This is a genomic window from Arthrobacter sp. zg-Y895, from assembly GCF_020731025.1.
GTDB lineage: Bacteria > Actinomycetota > Actinomycetes > Actinomycetales > Micrococcaceae > Arthrobacter_B.
In genome coordinates, this window is sequence record NZ_JAJFZY010000003.1 from 257816 (window position 1) to 275607 (window position 17792).

At 67.4% G+C, this 17792-nt stretch carries 15 protein-coding genes; 2 read left to right on the forward strand and 13 right to left on the reverse strand.

Features of this window, described 5'->3' with window-relative positions:
* Positions 1–85: 85 nt before the first annotated feature.
* From proC to trhO, 7 genes are all read right to left on the reverse strand, one after another.
* Positions 86–931 carry a pyrroline-5-carboxylate reductase gene (gene proC / locus LJ760_RS02930; RefSeq protein WP_227919085.1) on the reverse strand — a complete coding sequence of 282 codons (846 nt, stop codon included), beginning with the start codon at positions 929–931 and terminating at the stop codon, positions 86–88.
* A gap of 68 nt (positions 932–999) precedes the next feature.
* The gene (locus tag LJ760_RS02935; protein WP_227919087.1) at positions 1000–1836 is read right to left on the reverse strand and encodes a sugar phosphate isomerase/epimerase family protein; all 837 of its coding nucleotides are present in this window, start codon (positions 1834–1836) and stop codon (positions 1000–1002) included.
* A gap of 1 nt (position 1837) precedes the next feature.
* Positions 1838–2860: a Ppx/GppA phosphatase family protein gene (locus tag LJ760_RS02940; protein WP_227919089.1), complete on the reverse strand. Its 1023-nt coding sequence runs from the start codon at positions 2858–2860 to the stop codon at positions 1838–1840.
* 25 nt (positions 2861–2885) lie between these two features.
* Positions 2886–5621 (reverse strand): type I DNA topoisomerase, encoded by a 2736-nt coding sequence (gene topA, locus LJ760_RS02945; protein ID WP_227919091.1) that lies wholly within the window; start codon positions 5619–5621, stop codon positions 2886–2888.
* A 166-nt stretch (positions 5622–5787) separates the two neighbouring features.
* Positions 5788–7407, reverse strand: a complete 1620-nt coding sequence (locus tag LJ760_RS02950) for a DUF7059 domain-containing protein (RefSeq protein WP_227919093.1) — start codon at positions 7405–7407, stop codon at positions 5788–5790.
* A 100-nt stretch (positions 7408–7507) separates the two neighbouring features.
* Positions 7508–9322: an FAD-dependent oxidoreductase gene (locus tag LJ760_RS02955; RefSeq protein ID WP_227919096.1), complete on the reverse strand. Its 1815-nt coding sequence runs from the start codon at positions 9320–9322 to the stop codon at positions 7508–7510.
* A gap of 159 nt (positions 9323–9481) precedes the next feature.
* On the reverse strand, positions 9482–10375 hold the full coding sequence (trhO, locus tag LJ760_RS02960; protein WP_227919098.1) for an oxygen-dependent tRNA uridine(34) hydroxylase TrhO: 894 nt from the start codon (positions 10373–10375) through the stop codon (positions 9482–9484).
* An 83-nt stretch (positions 10376–10458) separates the two neighbouring features.
* On the opposite strand from trhO, the gene LJ760_RS02965 reads away from it, so the two are divergent.
* Together LJ760_RS02965 and LJ760_RS02970 are read left to right on the forward strand one after the other, a co-directional pair.
* A complete protein-coding gene (locus tag LJ760_RS02965) occupies positions 10459–11112 on the forward strand; it encodes a GNAT family N-acetyltransferase (protein ID WP_227919100.1) in 654 nt (217 codons plus the stop codon).
* A 69-nt stretch (positions 11113–11181) separates the two neighbouring features.
* Positions 11182–13521 carry a DEAD/DEAH box helicase gene (locus tag LJ760_RS02970; protein ID WP_227919101.1) on the forward strand — a complete coding sequence of 780 codons (2340 nt, stop codon included), beginning with the start codon at positions 11182–11184 and terminating at the stop codon, positions 13519–13521.
* On the opposite strand, the gene LJ760_RS02975 is transcribed toward LJ760_RS02970, so the two are convergent.
* The 6 genes from LJ760_RS02975 to LJ760_RS03000 form a co-directional block, all read right to left on the reverse strand.
* Positions 13518–14006 carry a hypothetical protein gene (locus LJ760_RS02975; RefSeq protein ID WP_227919104.1) on the reverse strand — a complete coding sequence of 163 codons (489 nt, stop codon included), beginning with the start codon at positions 14004–14006 and terminating at the stop codon, positions 13518–13520. The genes LJ760_RS02970 and LJ760_RS02975 overlap by 4 nt on opposite strands.
* Positions 14007–14115: 109 nt before the next feature.
* Entirely contained in the window at positions 14116–14529 is a 414-nt protein-coding gene (locus LJ760_RS02980; protein WP_227919106.1) for a TadE family type IV pilus minor pilin, read from the reverse strand.
* Positions 14530–14630: 101 nt separating this feature from the next.
* Complete coding sequence (locus LJ760_RS02985) at positions 14631–14996, reverse strand: DUF4244 domain-containing protein (RefSeq protein ID WP_227919108.1); 366 nt, start codon at positions 14994–14996, stop codon at positions 14631–14633.
* A 150-nt stretch (positions 14997–15146) separates the two neighbouring features.
* Complete coding sequence (locus LJ760_RS02990; RefSeq protein WP_227919111.1) at positions 15147–15773, reverse strand: type II secretion system F family protein; 627 nt, start codon at positions 15771–15773, stop codon at positions 15147–15149.
* Positions 15770–16540, reverse strand: coding sequence for a type II secretion system F family protein (locus LJ760_RS02995; protein ID WP_227919113.1), 771 nt, complete (start codon positions 16538–16540; stop codon positions 15770–15772). Before LJ760_RS02995 ends, LJ760_RS02990 begins: the two co-directional genes overlap by 4 nt.
* Before the next feature lie 7 nt (positions 16541–16547).
* The gene (locus LJ760_RS03000) at positions 16548–17792 is read right to left on the reverse strand and encodes a TadA family conjugal transfer-associated ATPase (protein ID WP_257793639.1); all 1245 of its coding nucleotides are present in this window, start codon (positions 17790–17792) and stop codon (positions 16548–16550) included.

Below are 17792 nucleotides of genomic sequence, written 5' to 3' on the forward strand. Positions count from 1 at the left end.
GAATTTCGTTGCCGCCGGAGCCAGGCCCGAAGGCCGGCCCAGCCACCCGGCCCACCCAGCCACCCAGCCGGCCCAGCCAGCAGACCTAAGCAGTCAGCTGCTTCGTGATCTCTTCGGCCCGAGCCGCTGCCGCACGGGCGCCGGCCTCGATCACGCCGGGCAGGTTCATCTCGTCGAAGGTCCGGATGGCCGCTTCCGTGGTGCCCTTGGGGCTGGTGACGGCTCGGCGCAGGGCCGGAGCATCGGCGTCGGGCTCGGCCAGCATGTATCCGGCACCGGCCACAGTTTCGCGGGCCAGCAGGGCCGAGAGGTCCGGGTCCAGACCGAGCTCGACGCCGGCCCGGGCCATGGCCTCGGCCAGGTAGAACGCGTAGGCGGGGCCGGAACCGCTGACGGCGGAAACGGCGTCGACTTGTTCTTCGGGCACCTCCACCACGGTGCCGGTGGCGGACAGCACGCGGCGGGCCAGGTCCATCGCGTCCGGACCGGCGGAACTGCCTGCGGAGATGGACGTGACGCCGCGGCCGAGGCGGGACGGGGTGTTGGGCATCGCACGGATAACGGACTGGCCTTCCGGCAGCAGCGACTCCATCAGGGCCAGCGGCACCGCGGCAGCCACGCTCAGGACGACGGCGCCGCGGGGCAGGTCCGCAGCGATTTCGCGCAGCAGGTCAGCCACGCCTACGGGCTTGACGCCCACAATGACGAGGTCGGCTCCGGCGACCGCTTTCCGGTTCGCGTCCGGATCCTCGCTGCCCGCAAGGACGGTGATGCCGTGGGCCGTGCGAAGCTCTTCGGCCCGTTCGGCCCGCCGGACGGTGGCGGTTACCTGCTCGGCGGCAAGGCCCCCGGCGAGGATTCCGCCGAGGATGGCTTCGTTCATCGAGCCGCAGCCAAGGAATGTCAGTCGGGGATTCTGTGCGCTTTCCATGACTTCGATTCTGTCATGCCGCGAATATGCCGCTTCTACGCCGGTTGCGGACCGCCGACGGCGGCCGGCTATCCGGCGTCGTGCCCGGCCAGGACTGTTTTGGGCCGGAGGTGCTCCCGCGCGAATTCCAGGGTCTGCTTCAACTGTTCCTCGCGCTCCCCCGCTCCCCGCGCCTTTCGGGTGCTGACTTCCACGGCCACCACGCCGTCGAACCCGCCGTCGGCCAGGTAGGACAACGCCTCGGCGCACCGTTGCGTACCCTCACCGGGCAGCAGATGCTCATCCTTGCCGTTGGGAGTTCCGTCCGTGAGGTGGACGTGCCGGAGCCGATCCCCGAGTTTACGGATCTGCTCAAAGGAGTCCATACCGGCGATGGCAGCGTGGGAAAAGTCCCAGGTGACGTTTTCATACGGCTCGGGGATCGGGTTCCAATGCGGCAGGTAGGCTTTTGCCTCACGCCCCCGGACCCGCCATGGATACATGTTCTCCACGGCGATGGTGACGCCGTATTGTTCGGCGATGTCCTTCACGCCTTCGGCGAAGTTCTCCGCATAACCCGTCTGCCACCGGAACGGCGGGTGCGCCACCACTGTGGAAGCACCTACTTCCGCGGCCATCGCCGCGGACAGTTCGATCTTTGTCCAAGCCGCACCCCAGACCTGCTGCGTCAGGAGCAGGGTGGGAGCGTGGATGGCCAGGATCGGCTGCTGGTACTGCTCGCTCAGCTCCCTAAGGGAGTCCGGGTCCTGACTGACCTGGCTGTTGGTGACCATGATTTCCACACCGTCATAGCCCAGGTCATGAGCCACCGCGAAGGTGTCATGTACGGACAGCGGGTACACGGATGCACTGGACAGCGCCACCGGAATAGCGGCGCGTCCGGGCAGCGGGAGAGACGTCGGCATGTCAGCTTGGCTTTCCATTGGACGAAGGACCCGCCCCTGCAGCCACGAGGAATTCCTCCCCTTCGGCGGGGCCGCGCGGCAGGTCGCCGGTTGTTTCAAAGCGAAGCGTGTCGAATCGGCGCAGGATCAAACCCTCGCGCAGGGCCCAGGGGCAGATCTTCAGGGACTGCACATCGAAGGCTTCCATGGCAGCCTGCGCCACCAGCGCTCCGGCAAGCATCTGCGGTGCGCGCAGCGCGGACACCCCGTCCAGTCCGGCACGGTCCCGGGCACTCAGGGCCCCCAACCGCTTGGTCCAGAGGGACAGGTCCTCCAACGTGAGCACGCGGGGCACAAACGGTCCGGCGGCCGACGGCGCGGCGCCGGCAATGCGCGCCAGCGACCGGAAGGTCTTGGACGTTCCGGCAACGAGGTCCGGTCGGCCGAAGGCGCTGAACTCCTCAGCCGCCTCCCCGACCATGCCGCGGATGTATTTGCGCAGCTTTTTGATGCTTTTGGGCGAGGGCGGATCCTCGGGAAGCCAGTCCCGGGTCAGCCGACCGGCACCGAGCGGCAGGGACCGGGCGATTTCCGGAAGCTCGTCCTGGCCCAGTGCCATCTCGAAGGAACCTCCGCCGATATCCAGGTCCAGGATGGAACCGGCACCCCAGCCGTACCAACGGCGGACGGCGAGGAAAGTCATCGCCGCTTCGTCTCCGCCGGAGAGTTCCTCCAGGTGCACCGGAGTCTCCCGGTGCACCCGGGCCAGGACCTCGGCGCCGTTGGCCGATTCCCGGATGGCCGAGGTGGAGAAGGCCAGCAGGTCCTGCGCACCGTGCCGGCGGGCGAAGTTCCAGGCCTCGTTGACGAACCCGATCAGTTCGTCCTGCCCGGCCTCGCTTATCGCGCCGTCGGCGTCCAGATAGGACACCAGCTGCAGCGGGCGCTTGTGCGAGGCGAAGGAGACGGGACGCGCACCGGGATGGGCGTCCACCAGCAGGAGGTGGACGGTGTTGGACCCGATGTCGAGAACGCCTAGGCGCATGATTCCATTATCGCTCTACCGGCCCCTACTTCTTCGCCGGAGCTTTCCGAGGCGCCGCGCGCTTCTTCACGGGTTTCTTCGCCGGGCCCTTCTCGCGCTTCTCCGCCAGCAGCTCAATGGCCTGCTCCCGGGTCAGCTCCTCGATGGCCGTGGAGCGGGGCACCGTGATGTTGGTGATGCCGTCCGTGATGTAGGGACCGAAGCGGCCGTCCTTCACCACAATCGGCTTTTCCGACACGGGATCAGCACCGAATTCCGCGAGCGGTGCCGCAGCCTGCCGGCCGCCGCGCTGCTTGGGCTGGGAATAGATCTCCAGCGCCTGCTCGAGCGTGATCGTGAAGATCTCCTCTTCGGAACCGATGGACCGTGAATCCGTGCCCTTCTTCAGGTACGGACCGAACCGGCCGTTCTGCACCGTGATCTCGTTACCCTCGGCGTCGGTGCCCAGGACGCGCGGCAGCTTCATCAGCTTCAGCGCCTCTTCCAGGGTCACCGTTTCCACGCTCATGGACTTGAAGAGCGAGCCGGTGCGCGGCTTGACCTTCACCGGCTTCTTCGGAGGCTTGGGCTTGCCGTTCTTGTAGTACTCCACCGGCTGGTTCGCCAGGTCCTCTTCGGTGGGTTCCGGGATCAGCTCGATCACGTACGGGCCGTAGCGGCCGTTGCGGGCCACGATGGTCCGGCCCGTCTCCGGATCGGTACCCAGCACGCGCTCTTCGGGAGCGGCGGTCTCCATCAGTTCCACGGCCTTTTCGGCGGTGAGTTCGTCAGGGGCCAGGTCCTCGGGAACGTTCGCCCGCTCGGGCTCGGTCCCTTCGGGTGCGTCTGCGGGCAGCGGACGCTCCAGGTAGGGGCCGAACTTGCCCACGCGCAGCACAATGCCGTCGGCAATCTCGATCGAGTTGATCGCCTTGGCGTCGATTTCGCCGAGATCGTTCACGATGGTGTGCAGGCCGGTCTGCACCCGGTCGCCGTAGTAGAACTGGTTCAGCCACTCCACGCGGCCGGCTTCGCCGCGGGAGATACGGTCCAGGTCCTCTTCGAGCTCCGCGGTGAAGTCGTAGTCCACGTAATCCGTGAAGTGTTCCTCCAGCAGGCGGACCACGGAGAACGCGATCCAGCTCGGCACGAGTGCCTGGCCGCGGCTGGTGACATAGCCGCGGTCCATGATCGTGGAGATGGTGGCGGCGTACGTGGAGGGGCGGCCGATGCCAAGTTCTTCGAGCATCTTCACCAGCGACGCTTCAGTGAAACGCGGCGGCGGGGAGGTCTCGTGGCCGCCGGCAGCGATGTCTGCAGCGGTCAGGGTGTCCTGGGCCTTCAGCACCGGCAGGCGGGCGCCTTCGGTACCCTCGGCCTCGTCGTCGTCGCGGACGGCGTCGCGGCCCTCTTCATAGGCAGCCATGAAGCCGCGGAAGGTGATGACCGTACCGGAAGCCGAGAACTCGGCGTCGCGCCCGTCAGCGGACACCGCACCGATGCGCACGGATGCCGTGGAACCCTTGGCATCGGCCATCTGGGAGGCGACGGTGCGCTTCCAGATCAGCTCGTAAAGCCGGAACTCGTCGCCGCGCAGCGAGGAGGCAACCTGTGCCGGAGTGCGGAAGGAGTCACCGGCGGGGCGGATGGCTTCGTGCGCTTCCTGGGCGTTCTTGGACTTGCCCTTGTAGACGCGCCGGGCTTCGGGCACGTACTCGGGGCCGTAAAGCTCCGAGGCCTGGCGGCGGGCGGCGTTGATGGCCTGGTCCGACAGCGCCGGAGAGTCTGTACGCATATAGGTGATGTAGCCGTTTTCGTACAGCCGCTGGGCCACCTGCATGGTCACCCGCGAGGAGAAGCGCAGCTTGCGGCCGGCCTCCTGCTGCAGGGTGGAGGTGGTGAACGGCGCGGCCGGACGGCGGGTGTACGGCTTGGTGTCGACGGAACGGACGCTGAACGCGGCCGATTCCAGGCCGGCGGCGAGCGACACGGCTGCTGCTTCGTCCAGGTGCACGGCGGTCTTGGACTTCAGCTCACCCCGGTCGGTGAAGTCCTTGCCGGTGGCTACGCGGGAGCCGTCAACGGAGACCAGGCGGGCCTTGAATTTCTCGGCGGCTTCCGTGGCGAAGGTTCCCACGAGGTCCCAGTACGACGCCGCGCGGAACGCCATGCGCTCCCGCTCGCGTTCGACCACGAGTCGGGTGGCGACGGACTGCACGCGTCCGGCGGACAGGCCGCGGGCAACCTTGCGCCACAGCACGGGGGAAATCTCGTAGCCGTAGAGCCGGTCAAGGATACGGCGGGTTTCCTGGGCATCCACCATGGCGACGTCGACGTCGCGCATTTCCAGCAGGGCGCGCTGGATGGCTTCCTTGGTGATTTCGGGGAAGGTCAGGCGGTGCACCGGGACCTTGGGCTTGAGCACCTGGAGCAGGTGCCAGGCAATGGCTTCACCTTCGCGGTCACCGTCAGTTGCGAGGTAGAGTTCGTCGGCGTCCTTGAGGGCCGCCTTGAGCTCGGCGACCTTCTTCTTCTTGTCCGCGGAGACCACGTAATACGGCTCGAAGTCATTGTCGAGGTCCACGGCAAACTTGCCGACGCCCGTCTTCTTCAACTCGGCGGGCAGGTCGGAGGGCTGCGGAAGATCACGGATGTGACCCATCGACGCCGTCACCTCGAAGCCTTCGCCGAGGTACCCGGCGATGGTCTTGCCCTTGGCCGGAGACTCGACAATTACAAGCTTCTTCTTGCCGGTCTTCTTGTCCGTTGCCTTAACTGGCACTGTTCTCCTACGTAACGGGGTGGTTCAAATAAGTTCGGGGCGCTTCGTTCCGGCGCTTTGGTGCATCGGCAGTCCGGTACATCCACAGACAGTATGCGCGATGCCCCAGCACTAGGGTAACCGGAAAGCACCGCAGGCATGATCTGCACCGGGACAGGCGCGGGGCCTACCAGCGGTCCGGAACGAGGAACCCGTCCAAGACCAGATTACGCACTTCCGCGATCAGGTTTTCGCCAAACTCAGGTTCCGGGCGGTCCAGCAGGGCGGCGAGGGCTGAGACTATCTGACCCACGGAGAGCTCGCCGTCGCAGGCTGACACGAACCCGGTGAGCTCCGTGCTCATGAGGTTGGTCCGCCGCAGTCCCGCGCCCTGACGGAGCAGAATCACCCCCGGATGCTCGGCCCCGGGGCGCTGATGGCGTTCCTCCGTCACGTCGTCGGCGACCAGAAGGTGCACTGTTTCCAGCTTGGTGCGGCTGCTGACCCAGTCGAACCGGCGTACGGCGGCATCCAGGTGCGGCCCCACGGGCTGTTCGATGGGGTGGGTGATTTCCTCGAACCTGCGCAGCGGCTCGGCGCCGGGCTTCCGCCGTCGGCGCAGCCAAAGTGAGCCGAACCCCACAGTGCCGACATCCCGGGAAGCAAAATCCTCCAGGTAGCCGGCGTACGCCGCAGCGTATTCCTCGCGTTCGCGGCCCTGCGCGGCGTCGCGGAGCCACATTTCGGCGTACTCCGTAGGGGTGAGCGTTTCGCGCTGGATAACCCAGGCGTCCGTCCCGTCCGGAAGCCATTCCTCGAGCCGGGCGGACCATTCCTCGTCGCGGCCGGCCGGGATCTCCCAGTTGCCCAGCATCTGGGCGGTGCCGCCCGGACGCAGGACCTCCTCGAGGCCGGCCACCAGGGCAGCGACGATGCCGTCACCGGCCAGGCCGCCGTCGCGGTAGGTGTACCTCTCATCGTCGTCGCCGCCCGTGCGCGGAGTGATGACGAACGGCGGGTTGGAGACCACCAAATCAAACTTTTCGCCCGCCACCGGCTCCAGCAGGCTGCCCAGCCGGAGGGTGAACCGATCCTCGGGCTGGTCCGGATCGATGTCCAGCTGGGGCGCGTTGAGCAGCAGGTTGAACCGGGCGAAGCCGAGGGCACGCTCGGAAATGTCGGTTGCCGTGACATGGTCCGCGTGCCGGAGCAGATGGAAGGTCTGGATCCCGCATCCGGTGCCCAGATCCAGGGCACGTCCCACGGGCGCGCGTACGGTGAGCTGGGCCAGGCTCAGGGAGGCCTGCCCGATGCCAAGGACGTGGTCGCGGCGCAGTACGCCGGGCCGCTGGTGGCTGCCCAGGTCGCTGGCCACCCAGAGGTCACCGTCGGGGTTCCCGGCGGAACCGGTGCCGCCGTCGTCGGTGCCGTAGGGTCGCAGGTCCACTGCTGCACGGAAGGTGCCGAAGATGCGTCCGCGTTCAATGAGCCCGAGTTCCAGCAGGCCTTCGGTGCCGGTGCGCGGGAACGCGCTGTCCAGTTCGACCCGCTCAGCTGTTTCCCCCAACAGCCAAAGCTGGATGGGAACCGCCACTCGACGCGGCGATGCCGCTTCCGCTTCCGCACGGCAGGCCAGCAGGGCCGGAACCAGCTGGTCCCGCTGCAGGGCCGCCGAGGCGGCCTCGCCAAGGAACCCGGCCACACCGTTTACGGTGTATCCGGCCTCCTCCAGATCGGCGGCGAGCGCCTTGAGGAGCCAGGTGTCGCGGCTCAGGGGGGCGGAAGGAACGGAAGAGAAATCAATCACATCCCCCAGTCTAGGGCCGCGCTATCGGCGGTCCGTGCAATCGGCGGACGGGCACCCCCTTCGCTTTCCGGATGCACCCGTCCGCCTGCCGGAGAGCCCGCTACCCGGCTGTGCCCTGCACTCCGGCCACCGACGCCGGTGCTTCTGCCGGTGCTGCTGCCGGTACCGCCGGTTCTGCTGCCGGTGCCGACATAAATGCCGCCGGTGCTGCCGCCGCAGGGCCCACAGCGGAGAGCCCGTGCGCAGCCGCGTGCCGGGCAGCGCGGTAACCGAAGACCACGGCCGGTGCGATGGTTGCCCCGGCCCCTGGATAGGTGCGGCCCATGACCGACGCAGTCGTATTTCCAGCGGCATACAGGCCGGGAATGACACTGCCGTCCTCGCGGAGCACACGCGCATCGGCGTCCGTCACCAGACCGCCCTTGGTGCCCAGGTCCCCGGGGTACAGGCGCACGGCGGAAAACGGCCCCTTTTCCAGCGGACCCAGGTTCGGGTTCGGCTTCACCCGCGGATCGCTGTAGTAGTTGTCATAGACGGTGTCGCCGCGATGGAAATCTTCGTCGACTCCGGTCTGCGCGAAGCCGTTGAACCGTTCCACAGTGGCCTGCAGGGCGGCCGGCGGGACACCCATCTTCTCCGCCAGGCCCGCCACCGTGTCGTCCCGAAGCAGCAGTCCCTGCCGCGTCCAGTCCTTGCGCCCGATCAGCAGGGCGTTGAACAGGTAGCGGCGGGCGTGCCTGGCTTCGAACACCAGCCAGGCGGGATCGCCCGGTACTTTTCTGTTGTTCTCGAGCATGTGGTGACCGAAATCCACGTAGGATTCGGACTCGTTCAGGAACCGCTTGCCCGTAGCGTCCACCACCAGGGAGAACGGCATGGACCGCTCCGCAAGGGTGAAGGTGACCTTCCCCTTGGGCCCGACGGCGGTCGGCCCCCACCAGGCATCGTCCATGAGCGCCAGCGCGCCGCCCCGGGAGGCCACAATGTCGATGGCCTGTCCGAGGTCGCCTTCCGGCGCCGAGGAGTATTCCTTCTCGAGGCCCTGGTATTTTTCCCGCCATTCGGCGTTTCGTGCAAAGCCGCCGGCGCCCAGCACCACGCCGTGCCTGGCCCGAATCCGGACGTCCCGCCCCTGACGGCGGACGACGGCGCCCAGCACCGCGCCGTCGTCGTCCTGGACCAGATCCGTCAGCGGTGCCGAGAGCCAGACCGGCGTCTGCTGGTTACGCACGATGTACATCAGCGACGAGGACAGGGCTCCGCCCAGACCGTACAGCCGTTTGCCGCGGACCAGGCCCCCGAGGGTGCGGAAAACGAAGCGTGCGCCGCGGATGAACCCGCTCGGCGTAGACCAGGCCCTGGAGAGCTCCCAGACATCGTCGGTGGCCAGCGGTGCGGGAATGCCCGACGCCGCCGGACGGGACTGCTTGAACCACGGCCCCAGCAGTTTCGTGTCGAAGGCCTTCACTTCGAGGGAACGTCCGACCATGCCGCCGGGCCGGTCCGGGTAGTAGTCCGGGTAGTCCTTGGAGCGCATCCACTGCACCCCGAGACCGCCCAGGAACGTCACGACCTCGGGCACGGTGCGCAGGAACGCGAGCTTGCGTTCGCGGGAGGAGACGGGGCCGACGTCGGCAATCACCTCTTCCATGTAGGTGAGCGCGTTCTCCTGGCTGTCCTGCACCCCTGCCTCTTTCATCAGGGGGTTGTTGGGCATCCAGAGGCCGCCGCCGGAAATGGAGGTGGTGCCGCCCCAAAGCTTGGTGCTTTCCACAACCAGGACATCCAGTCCCTCGTCAGCTGCCGTGATGGCCGCTGTCAGCGCGGCTGCTCCCGATCCCACCACCAGGACATCGACTATCCGGTCCCAGTCATTTGTCGTCTTTGCGGCGTCCGCCGTGTCAACCGTTTCCATACTCCCCCGCCTTTTGGGCTGCGCCCGAATCCGGGGTGCCCGGCAGACGCCGGTTCCGCTCAGGCCTTTTCCGGGCGTCAGCGCCCGTGCCGCGATGCTAACAACGGAGGGTGGGGAAGTACATAGGCAGTTAGCCGCAACCTAAGTAATTTTCGGGCGTCACCCGTCGCAGCCGTCAGGGCAGCGGAGCGTGGCGGGGTCCGAGGCGCAGTCCGCGCAGTACAGGGTCAGCTTGCGGCAGGACGGGTTGGAGCAGTTCTCGAACTTGCTCGTGGGGGCCTGGCAACGCACGCACTGGCCGATGGTCACGGCGTCGTCCGTGAATTCGGTGTGCATCCGCTTGTCAAAGACGTAGAGCGAACCTTCCCAGAGGCCCTTGTCGCCGTAGGTTTCCCCGTACCGGACGATGCCGCCCTTCATCTGGTAAACCTCGGAGAACCCGCGGTTCACCATCAGGCTGGAGAGCACCTCGCAGCGGATGCCTCCGGTGCAGTAGGTGACCACCGGCTTGTCCTTGAGGTCGTCGTACTTGCCCGATTCCAGTTCGGCGATGAAGTCGTGGGTGGTGGACACGTCGGGCACCACGGCGCCCTTGAACTTGCCGATCTGCGCTTCGAACGCGTTGCGCCCATCGAAAAAGACCACTTCCTCGCCGGCCTTTTCCTTCTCTTCCACCAGCTGGTGGAGTTCTTCCGGGCGCAGGTGCGTTCCACCGCCGACCACGCCGTTCTCGTCCACCTTCAATTCGCCCGGTGCGCCGAAACTCACTATCTCGTTGCGCACCTTCACGCTCAGGCGCGGGAAATCCTCTGCCGAACCCTCGGAGTACTTGATGTCCATCTTCTTGAAGGCGGGGTATTCCCGGGTGGCCTTGACGTAGGCCTTGACGGCGTCCAGCTCTCCCCCGACGGTGCCGTTGATGCCGTCCTGCGAGATCAGGATGCGCCCGCGCAGGCCCAGTTTTTCGCAGAGCGCGCGTTGCCAGAGGCGGATTGCATCCGGGTCGGGAAGAGGAGTGAAAGCGTAATACAGTGCGATTCGGTTCAGTGCCACAAGACAAGGGTAGACCGAGGCAGGCATCCGCATTTCATCTCGGATGCATACCGTTCACACCGGGTGGCCGCTAGTGTGCATCTATGAGAGCGCTGGATGACGATTTGCTTGAGACCTGGGTCTCCGGGTGGGCCCAGGCCAGGGGGTACCGGACACGCCATGAGGGCCGCTTTCCGGCAGCACTCCTGCATGACCGGACCAATGACTGGGAGTATTTCGCGCTCGAGCCTTCCCACGACGAGTTCGCCGCCCTGGCTTCCTCCGCCCGGCACAGCCCTACCCGGCTGTTCACCATCGTGACTACGCGGGTTCATGAAATCCACGGCGCGGCCTCGGTGTACGGGCTGCAGATCCGTTCAAGCGACGAGGTCCTGATGGCCGCCGATATGGAGGGCCAGGACATCGAATACCCCGTGCTGCCGTGGGATAACTATGAAACCGAAAGCACCCACGAGAACCAGGTGGGTGCCGTGACGGTGTTCGATGCGGGGCAGCCGATAGCGCAGGGACGGGTCGCCGTAATCGACGGTTACGCCGTGTTTGACCGGATCATCACCGAGCCTGCATACCGGCGCCGGGGTTTGGGAAGCTACGTAATGCGGGCATTAACCGCGCTGGCCTTGGAGGACGACGCCGATTCCGGGCTGCTTATCGCCTCCTTGGACGGGCAGGAGCTCTACCGGTACCTGGGCTGGGAGTCCCTCGCCGCCGTCGTAATGTTCGAGCCGCGGCTCTGATCTTCGACCCCATTTTCCCCCGGCAGTGAACATGCGTGCCCGCCGATTTCCGGGTGGGACAATGAGCACGTGGCTCTTCATGATTCCCTGATTCCGCTGCTGGGCGGCGGCGCCGAGCCCGAGCAGCTGATGCACGTGCACCACATTCCTGCGCGCCGTGCCGTTCCCGCGCCGTGGCCCGAATGGGCGCACCCCGACGTCGTTTCCGCCTACCAGCGCCGCGGCATCCACGAGCCGTGGGCGCACCAGATGGAAGCCGCCGAAGCAGCACACAGCGGGCAGCACACGATCATTGCCACCGGCACGGCTTCGGGAAAGTCGCTGGCCTACCAGCTGCCCGTCCTCGACGCGATCCACCGCACTTCCCTCGATGACCGTGCCACGCTGGAGCCGTCCGGCGCCGTCGCGCTGTATCTGGCCCCCACCAAGGCGCTGGCCGCCGATCAGCTTGCCGCCGTCAAGTCGCTGCAGCTTCCCACGGTCCGGGCCGAGACGTACGACGGCGACACGGACACGGGTGCCCGGCGCTGGATCCGTGACCATGCCAACCTCGTGCTCGCCAACCCGGACATGCTGCACTTTGGCGTCCTGCCGAACCACGCCTGGTGGGCGCGGTTCTTCCGCCGCCTGAAATACGTCATCATCGACGAGGCCCACAGCTACCGCGGGGTCTTCGGTTCGAATGTCGCCAACCTGATGCGCCGGCTCCGGCGGATCTGCCGGTACTACGGTGCCGATCCCGTGTTCATCGGCGCCTCGGCCACGTCCGCCGAACCGTCGGATTCCTTCAGCCGCCTGATCGGCGCACCGGTCACCGCCGTGACGCAGGACCATTCGCCGCACGGGTCCACCACGGTGGCCCTGTGGGAGCCGCAGCTGACCGAGCTGAAGGGCGAGAACGGAGCGCGGTCGCGGCGCACGGTGGTCGCGGAGACTGCCGACCTGCTGGCCAATCTGGTCGCAGCGCAGGTCCGCACCATCGCTTTCATCAAATCCCGCCGCGGGGCCGAAACCATTGCCACCATCACCCGGCGGCTGCTGGACGAGGTACATCCTTCCCTGCCGGACCGGGTGGCGGCCTACCGTTCCGGATATCTGCCGGAGGAACGGCGGGAGCTGGAACGGCGGCTGCGCAGCGGTGAACTGCTGGGCATCGCCAGCACCTCGGCGCTGGAACTGGGCATCGACATTTCCGGGCTGGACGCGGTGCTGGTGGCCGGCTGGCCGGGCACCCGCGCGTCCCTGTTCCAGCAGATCGGCCGGGCCGGGCGGTCCGGGCAGGATGCGCTGGCCGCTTTTGTCGCCAGCGACGATCCGCTGGACACCTATCTGGTGCATCATCCCGAAGCCATTTTCGATATTTCGGTGGAGGCGACGGTCTTCGACCCGTCCAACCCGTACGTGCTGGGACCGCATCTGTGCGCTGCCGCGGCCGAGCTGCCGGTGACACCGGACGAGCGGGAGCTGTTCGGTCCCACTGCGGGAGGGCTGCTGGAGCAGCTGGTGGACCAGGGCTATCTGCGGCGCCGGCCCTCCGGCTGGTTCTGGACGCATCCGGAAAGCGCCGCGTCCATGGTCAACCTGCGGGCGGCAGGCGGGGGGCCGATCAACATTGTCGAGACCGAAACCGGCACGCTGCTGGGCACCATGGACTCCCCGCAGGCGCAGTACCAGGCGCATACCGGGGCGATCTACGTCCATCAGGGGCAGACGTTCCTGGTGGATGAACTCAACGAGGCCGACCACTGCGCCATGGTCACCCGCACCAATCCGGAGTTCTACACCCAGGCGCGTGACATCACGCAGGTAGAGGTGCTGGAAACGGACCGCACCTCCGAGTGGAACGGCATCCAGGTCTGCTTCGGCACGGTGAAGGTCACCACGCAGGTGGTCTCCTACCAGCGCAAGGCCCTGATCTCGAACGAGATCCTCGGCGAGGAGCCGTTGGAGCTGGAGGCCAAGGAACTGTTCACCAAGGCCGTGTGGTTTGTCATCGACGAGAAGTTCCTTGTCTCGGCGGGGCTTGCCCCTGCCGATTTCCCCGGTTCCCTGCATGCCGCCGAACATGCGTCCATCGGCATGCTGCCGCTCGTGGCCACCAGTGACCGCTGGGACATCGGCGGTGTCTCCACTGCCCTGCATGCAGACACCGAGAAGCCGACCATCTTCGTGTACGACGGGCATCCCGGCGGTGCCGGCTTTGCCGAGCGCGGCTACGAGGCGGCACGGATCTGGCTCGCCGCCACCCGTGATGCCATCCGTGCCTGCGAGTGCGACGGCGGCTGTCCCTCCTGCGTGCAGTCCCCCAAGTGCGGCAACAAGAACAATCCGCTGGATAAGAAAGGCGCCGTCACGCTCCTGAATGTGCTGCTGGACCACGCCCCGGAGGCCCTGGCCCTCACGTCCTAGCCCGGAGGTCCGGCACGTGCCCGGGCCACGGCTGGCACCGGAAGTGCAGGGACCTGCACTTCCGTTGCCACGGTGACGGTGCCGGAACGTGGATCCGCGGTGCAGTCGCGCAGTGCAGCGTTGTTGCGCGCGGCTACTTCTCCGGCCACGCCGCAGGCGTTCCCGGTGCCGGCAGCTGTGCCTGCCCCGGCATCGAGGCGACTGGAACCCTGGTTGCCGGCATCGTAGTCCGCGATAGGAGCTGCTCCGGACGGCCCCAGCCCGCGTAGGGCATCCGCACCGGCGAGCGCGGCGAGATCCGCGGCAGCGGCGGCCCTTACCGCAGCCACCGATGCCTGCACCATCACCAGCGCGGCCGCGGAGAACCCCAGCAACACCATGCAGATCGCCAGCGTGGCAACCGTTCCGGCACCCCGGTCATTCGGCTCGGTGTTAGCAGGTCCGGAGTTGGCCGGTTCCGTTCTGCCTAGCGTCCTGGCTGCCATCCTGGCTTCCGTCCTGGCTGCCGTTCTGGCTGCCGTTCTGCCTTGCGTCCTGCCCGGACGGCTGGCTTCGGCTTCCCCTTGGGCTCCGGCCACAACGTCGGATTGGGGTTTATCCGGTGGACGGAATGCCATGCGGCAGGCCTCCGTCCCCCGGGAAAGCGACGGCGTCCGCGGAGAGTTCCAGCGGGAGCAGGCTCAGCACGGGCAGGGTCAGGGAGCTGCGGACCTCCACGGCGGTCCAGCGCCCCTCAACGGAAAGGATCAGCTCGGCCGAATCTCCGGCCAGCCGCTGAACTGCAGCCGCCGCGGCGGGCTGATCTGCGCGCATGACCTCACGCGCCGCCGCCCGGGCTGCTTCCTCCAGCCGAAGCTGGGTGATACCTGCCGAAATACCGGTCAGGCCTCCCACTAGGACAAGCACAATGGCTGGCAGCGCCACCGCAAATTCGGCTGTCACCGCTCCCCGGTCGCTCTGTTTCGGAGTCTCGCGTGCCGAACCGGCGGCTGTCATCTTCTGCCTCACGTCCTGTGGTTTCCCGGCTGTGATCCCCGTTGACTCCGCTGTGATTGCTGGTCCAGGCATGTTTGTCCCGTTGGCACTTTCCCGCGCTCCGTTCCCTCCGCCTACCCCAAAGTCAGTGCGGACCGGATGAGCGAGACCAGCATGCCGCGGACCTCGTCGCCGCCCAGGATGATGGCCAGCAAACCCGCAAAAGCCACGGCCGCCAGTGTGGCAATGGCATATTCGGCGGTGGCCATACCGGCCTCCCGGTCGGTCCACGGCGGATCCGCCGGTGCCTGCGTTTCCGGCAGCGGCTTCACCAGTGTCAGGCGGGGTTTATCCGCGGCAGTGCGCCCGGACAGGCTGTATGCCCCGTGGCTGCCGTCCGATTCCGGGTTCGGGCAGGCTGGCCCCGGTCCTCCCCCGTCCATTTCGGAGGGGGCAGCGTCTCGGGATGGTGCGGAGACGGATCTGGTGCTGAGTGGCATGTGTCTTTCCTCCTGCTGAAAGGGTCTGAACTTCGATCCTGCCTCCGGCCGCCACCCGACGGTTGCAGCTCCGATACCGATGGGGACAACCCCGGTCCGGCGGCTGGTTGTGGAGGAACAAACAGGTGAAACCAGCCCTGCCCAAACCGGTCAATTCCACCCCGGCAGCAGGGACATCAGCAGCGGCACCACGGTCAAAGCCACAAACGCGGGCAGCGAACACAGCCCCAGCGGCATCACCAGACGAACCCCGAGCGCCGCTGCCCGCCGCCTGCTCTCCGTCTGTCGGCGCCGTCGAAGGGCGTCCGCCTGGGAATGAAGCACCGCAGCTGACGGGGCCCCCGTAACGGCCGTGAAGCGCAGGGCCGGACCGAGTGCCGCGAGTGCCGAGATTGGCATTCCGCTGGCCCGGGATACCCGTTCCGCGTCCGCTGGTTCCGCACCCGCTGGCTGCGCTCCCGCGGGGGCGGAAACGGCGGACAACTGCCACGCGGCATCCCAGGGAATTCCGAGGTCCAACGCCCGAAGGAGCCGCTCAAGATCGCGTGACGTAGCCGGGTCCACACCGCCGCGCAGGATGGCCAACGCCGAGGGCAGCGGTTGTCCCGCTTCCAACATCGCCGCAATCAGGTCCAGCATCAGGGCGGGGTCGCCGGTGCTGCCCTCCGACCCGGGTTCGGTCCTCTGCCGGAGGTGCTGCTGCCGCGGATGCCCGCCGGATCCGGTCAGGAGCAGGGCAGCCGTCGAAAGGAACGCGAATACCAGCAGGCCGGTCATCCGGAATTGCCCTGCACCGGAGCCTGGGCGTTCCGCACCAGCCGTGAGGACCATAGACGCCCTGCCAGCCAGAACCCGGTTCCGGTTGCCGCCGCAAGCCACCCCAGCGGCGTCGCTGTCAGGATCTGCAGCGGGTTGCCGCCCAGCAGGTAGCCCAGGAGTATCCCGCCGCCCGGCAGCCAGGTCAGGAGCCGCATGGTGGCACGCGGGCCGGCCATTGCCGCCTCCCGGTCCGAGGCGGCATCACGGGCGGCTTCCAGCTGCCCGGCATACCGGCTGAGCACAGCGGCCAGCGGGGCGCCGCTCCGCTCCGACACGCGCAGGCAGACAGCCAAACCGGACCACAGCTGCTGCAGCGCCGGATCCGTTTCCCCGTTGCCTGCCCGCTCCGCGGCGGCAAGCACCGGCACGGGACTAAGACCCAGCGCTGCCGACGCCGCGGCCGCCTTCAGCACCGGGGAAAAGGGGTGAACGGGGGTCTCCGCCGAGCCAGGGACTTCGTACAGTGTGGCTGCATCCGCCCAGATCCGGTGGGCCGAGCGTCCCGCCGCCAGCAGCCCTGCCAGTTCCCGCACCAGCAGTGCCGGGGCATCACTGTCGAGTTTTGGGCGACGGCGACGGCGAGGGCGACGCCGTCGTGGTCGTAGAAGAAGGCCGTCCGGTATGCGGGCAGACCTGCGGCGGGCAACCGGCGGCCGGGGCGGCGGAACCCCGAGCGTCAGGGCCGCTGCCGCGGCGAGGAGTACCGCGACGGTCAGCCCTGCCACGCCGACACTAACGGCCTGCCGGCACGGATCCGGCACCGTTTTCAGCGGCTGCCCGTACCTCCAGCCGCTGTTCGAGCTCGGACCACCCGCTGCCGCGCCGGTATTTCCCTCCGCTGAGGACCAGGGCCGGAACGGCAGTCAGTTTTCCGTCGGCGATCATCAGGACCGCAATCTCGGCAATGGTGCGGGTGCCGGCCGACCGGTGCAGATGGACCACCACGTCCAGCGCTGCTGCCGCCTGCAGTGCCACTGCTTCCGGCGCCATACCGGCAAGTGCACCCAATGCCACCAACCGGGCCGGCACTCCCGCGGCAGAGTTGGCGTGAATGGTTCCGCCGGCACCGTCATGGCCGGTGTTCAGCGCTGCCAGGAGTTCCCGGACCTCGGCTCCCCTGCACTCGCCCACCACGAGGCGGTCCGGCCGCATGCGCAGGGCCTGCCGCACCAGTTCGGCCTGATCCAATACCCCGCTGCCCTCCACGTTTCCGTGCCGGCTCTGCAGGCCCACCACGTGGGGATGGTCCGGTTCCAGTTCGGCTGCGTCCTCCACCAGCACCAGCCGTTCCTGCGGACCACTGATGGAAAGCAACGTGGAGAGAAGCGTCGTTTTCCCGGTGCCGGTGGCTCCGCTGACGAGAAAGTTCAAGCGTCGGCGGACAATGGCGCGGAGCAGGGCTTCACACTCCCGGTCCAGGGTTCCGCCGCGTGTCAGTTCCGCCAGGGTGAAAGACCGGCTCCGGTGAATTCGGACCGAGAGGAGCGTAGCCCCGGTGGAAACCGGGCGGAGCACTGCATGCACGCGGTACCCCTGCAGCTGGACATCGACGCAGGGACAGGAATCGTCCAGCCGCCGACCCCCGGCCGCCACCAGGCGCGTGGCAAGGGCCTGCACCTCCGAATCGGAGGCAAACCGGATAGCGGTCAGTTCCAAGCCGCGGCCGGCATCCACCCAGACCCGGTCCGGACCGTTCACCAGGATGTCGCTTACGCCGGGAAGCAATGCCAGCGGCTGAAGCGGCCCCAGGCCCTGCAGCTCGGCACGCATGCGGTCCACCGCGTGCAGTGTCCCCTCGGAACCCAGCAGCTGGCCGCTCGCCTGCACCGCTGCCGCGAGCCGTGCTCCGGTCACCGGTTCGGAGCGTGCCAGCATCCGGTCCCGCACCCGTGCCAACAGCGGATCCGGACCAAGCGGTTGGCCAAGCGGCTGACCCAGCCGTTGGCGGTGCACTCCGCCGCTTCCGGCACCGGACAT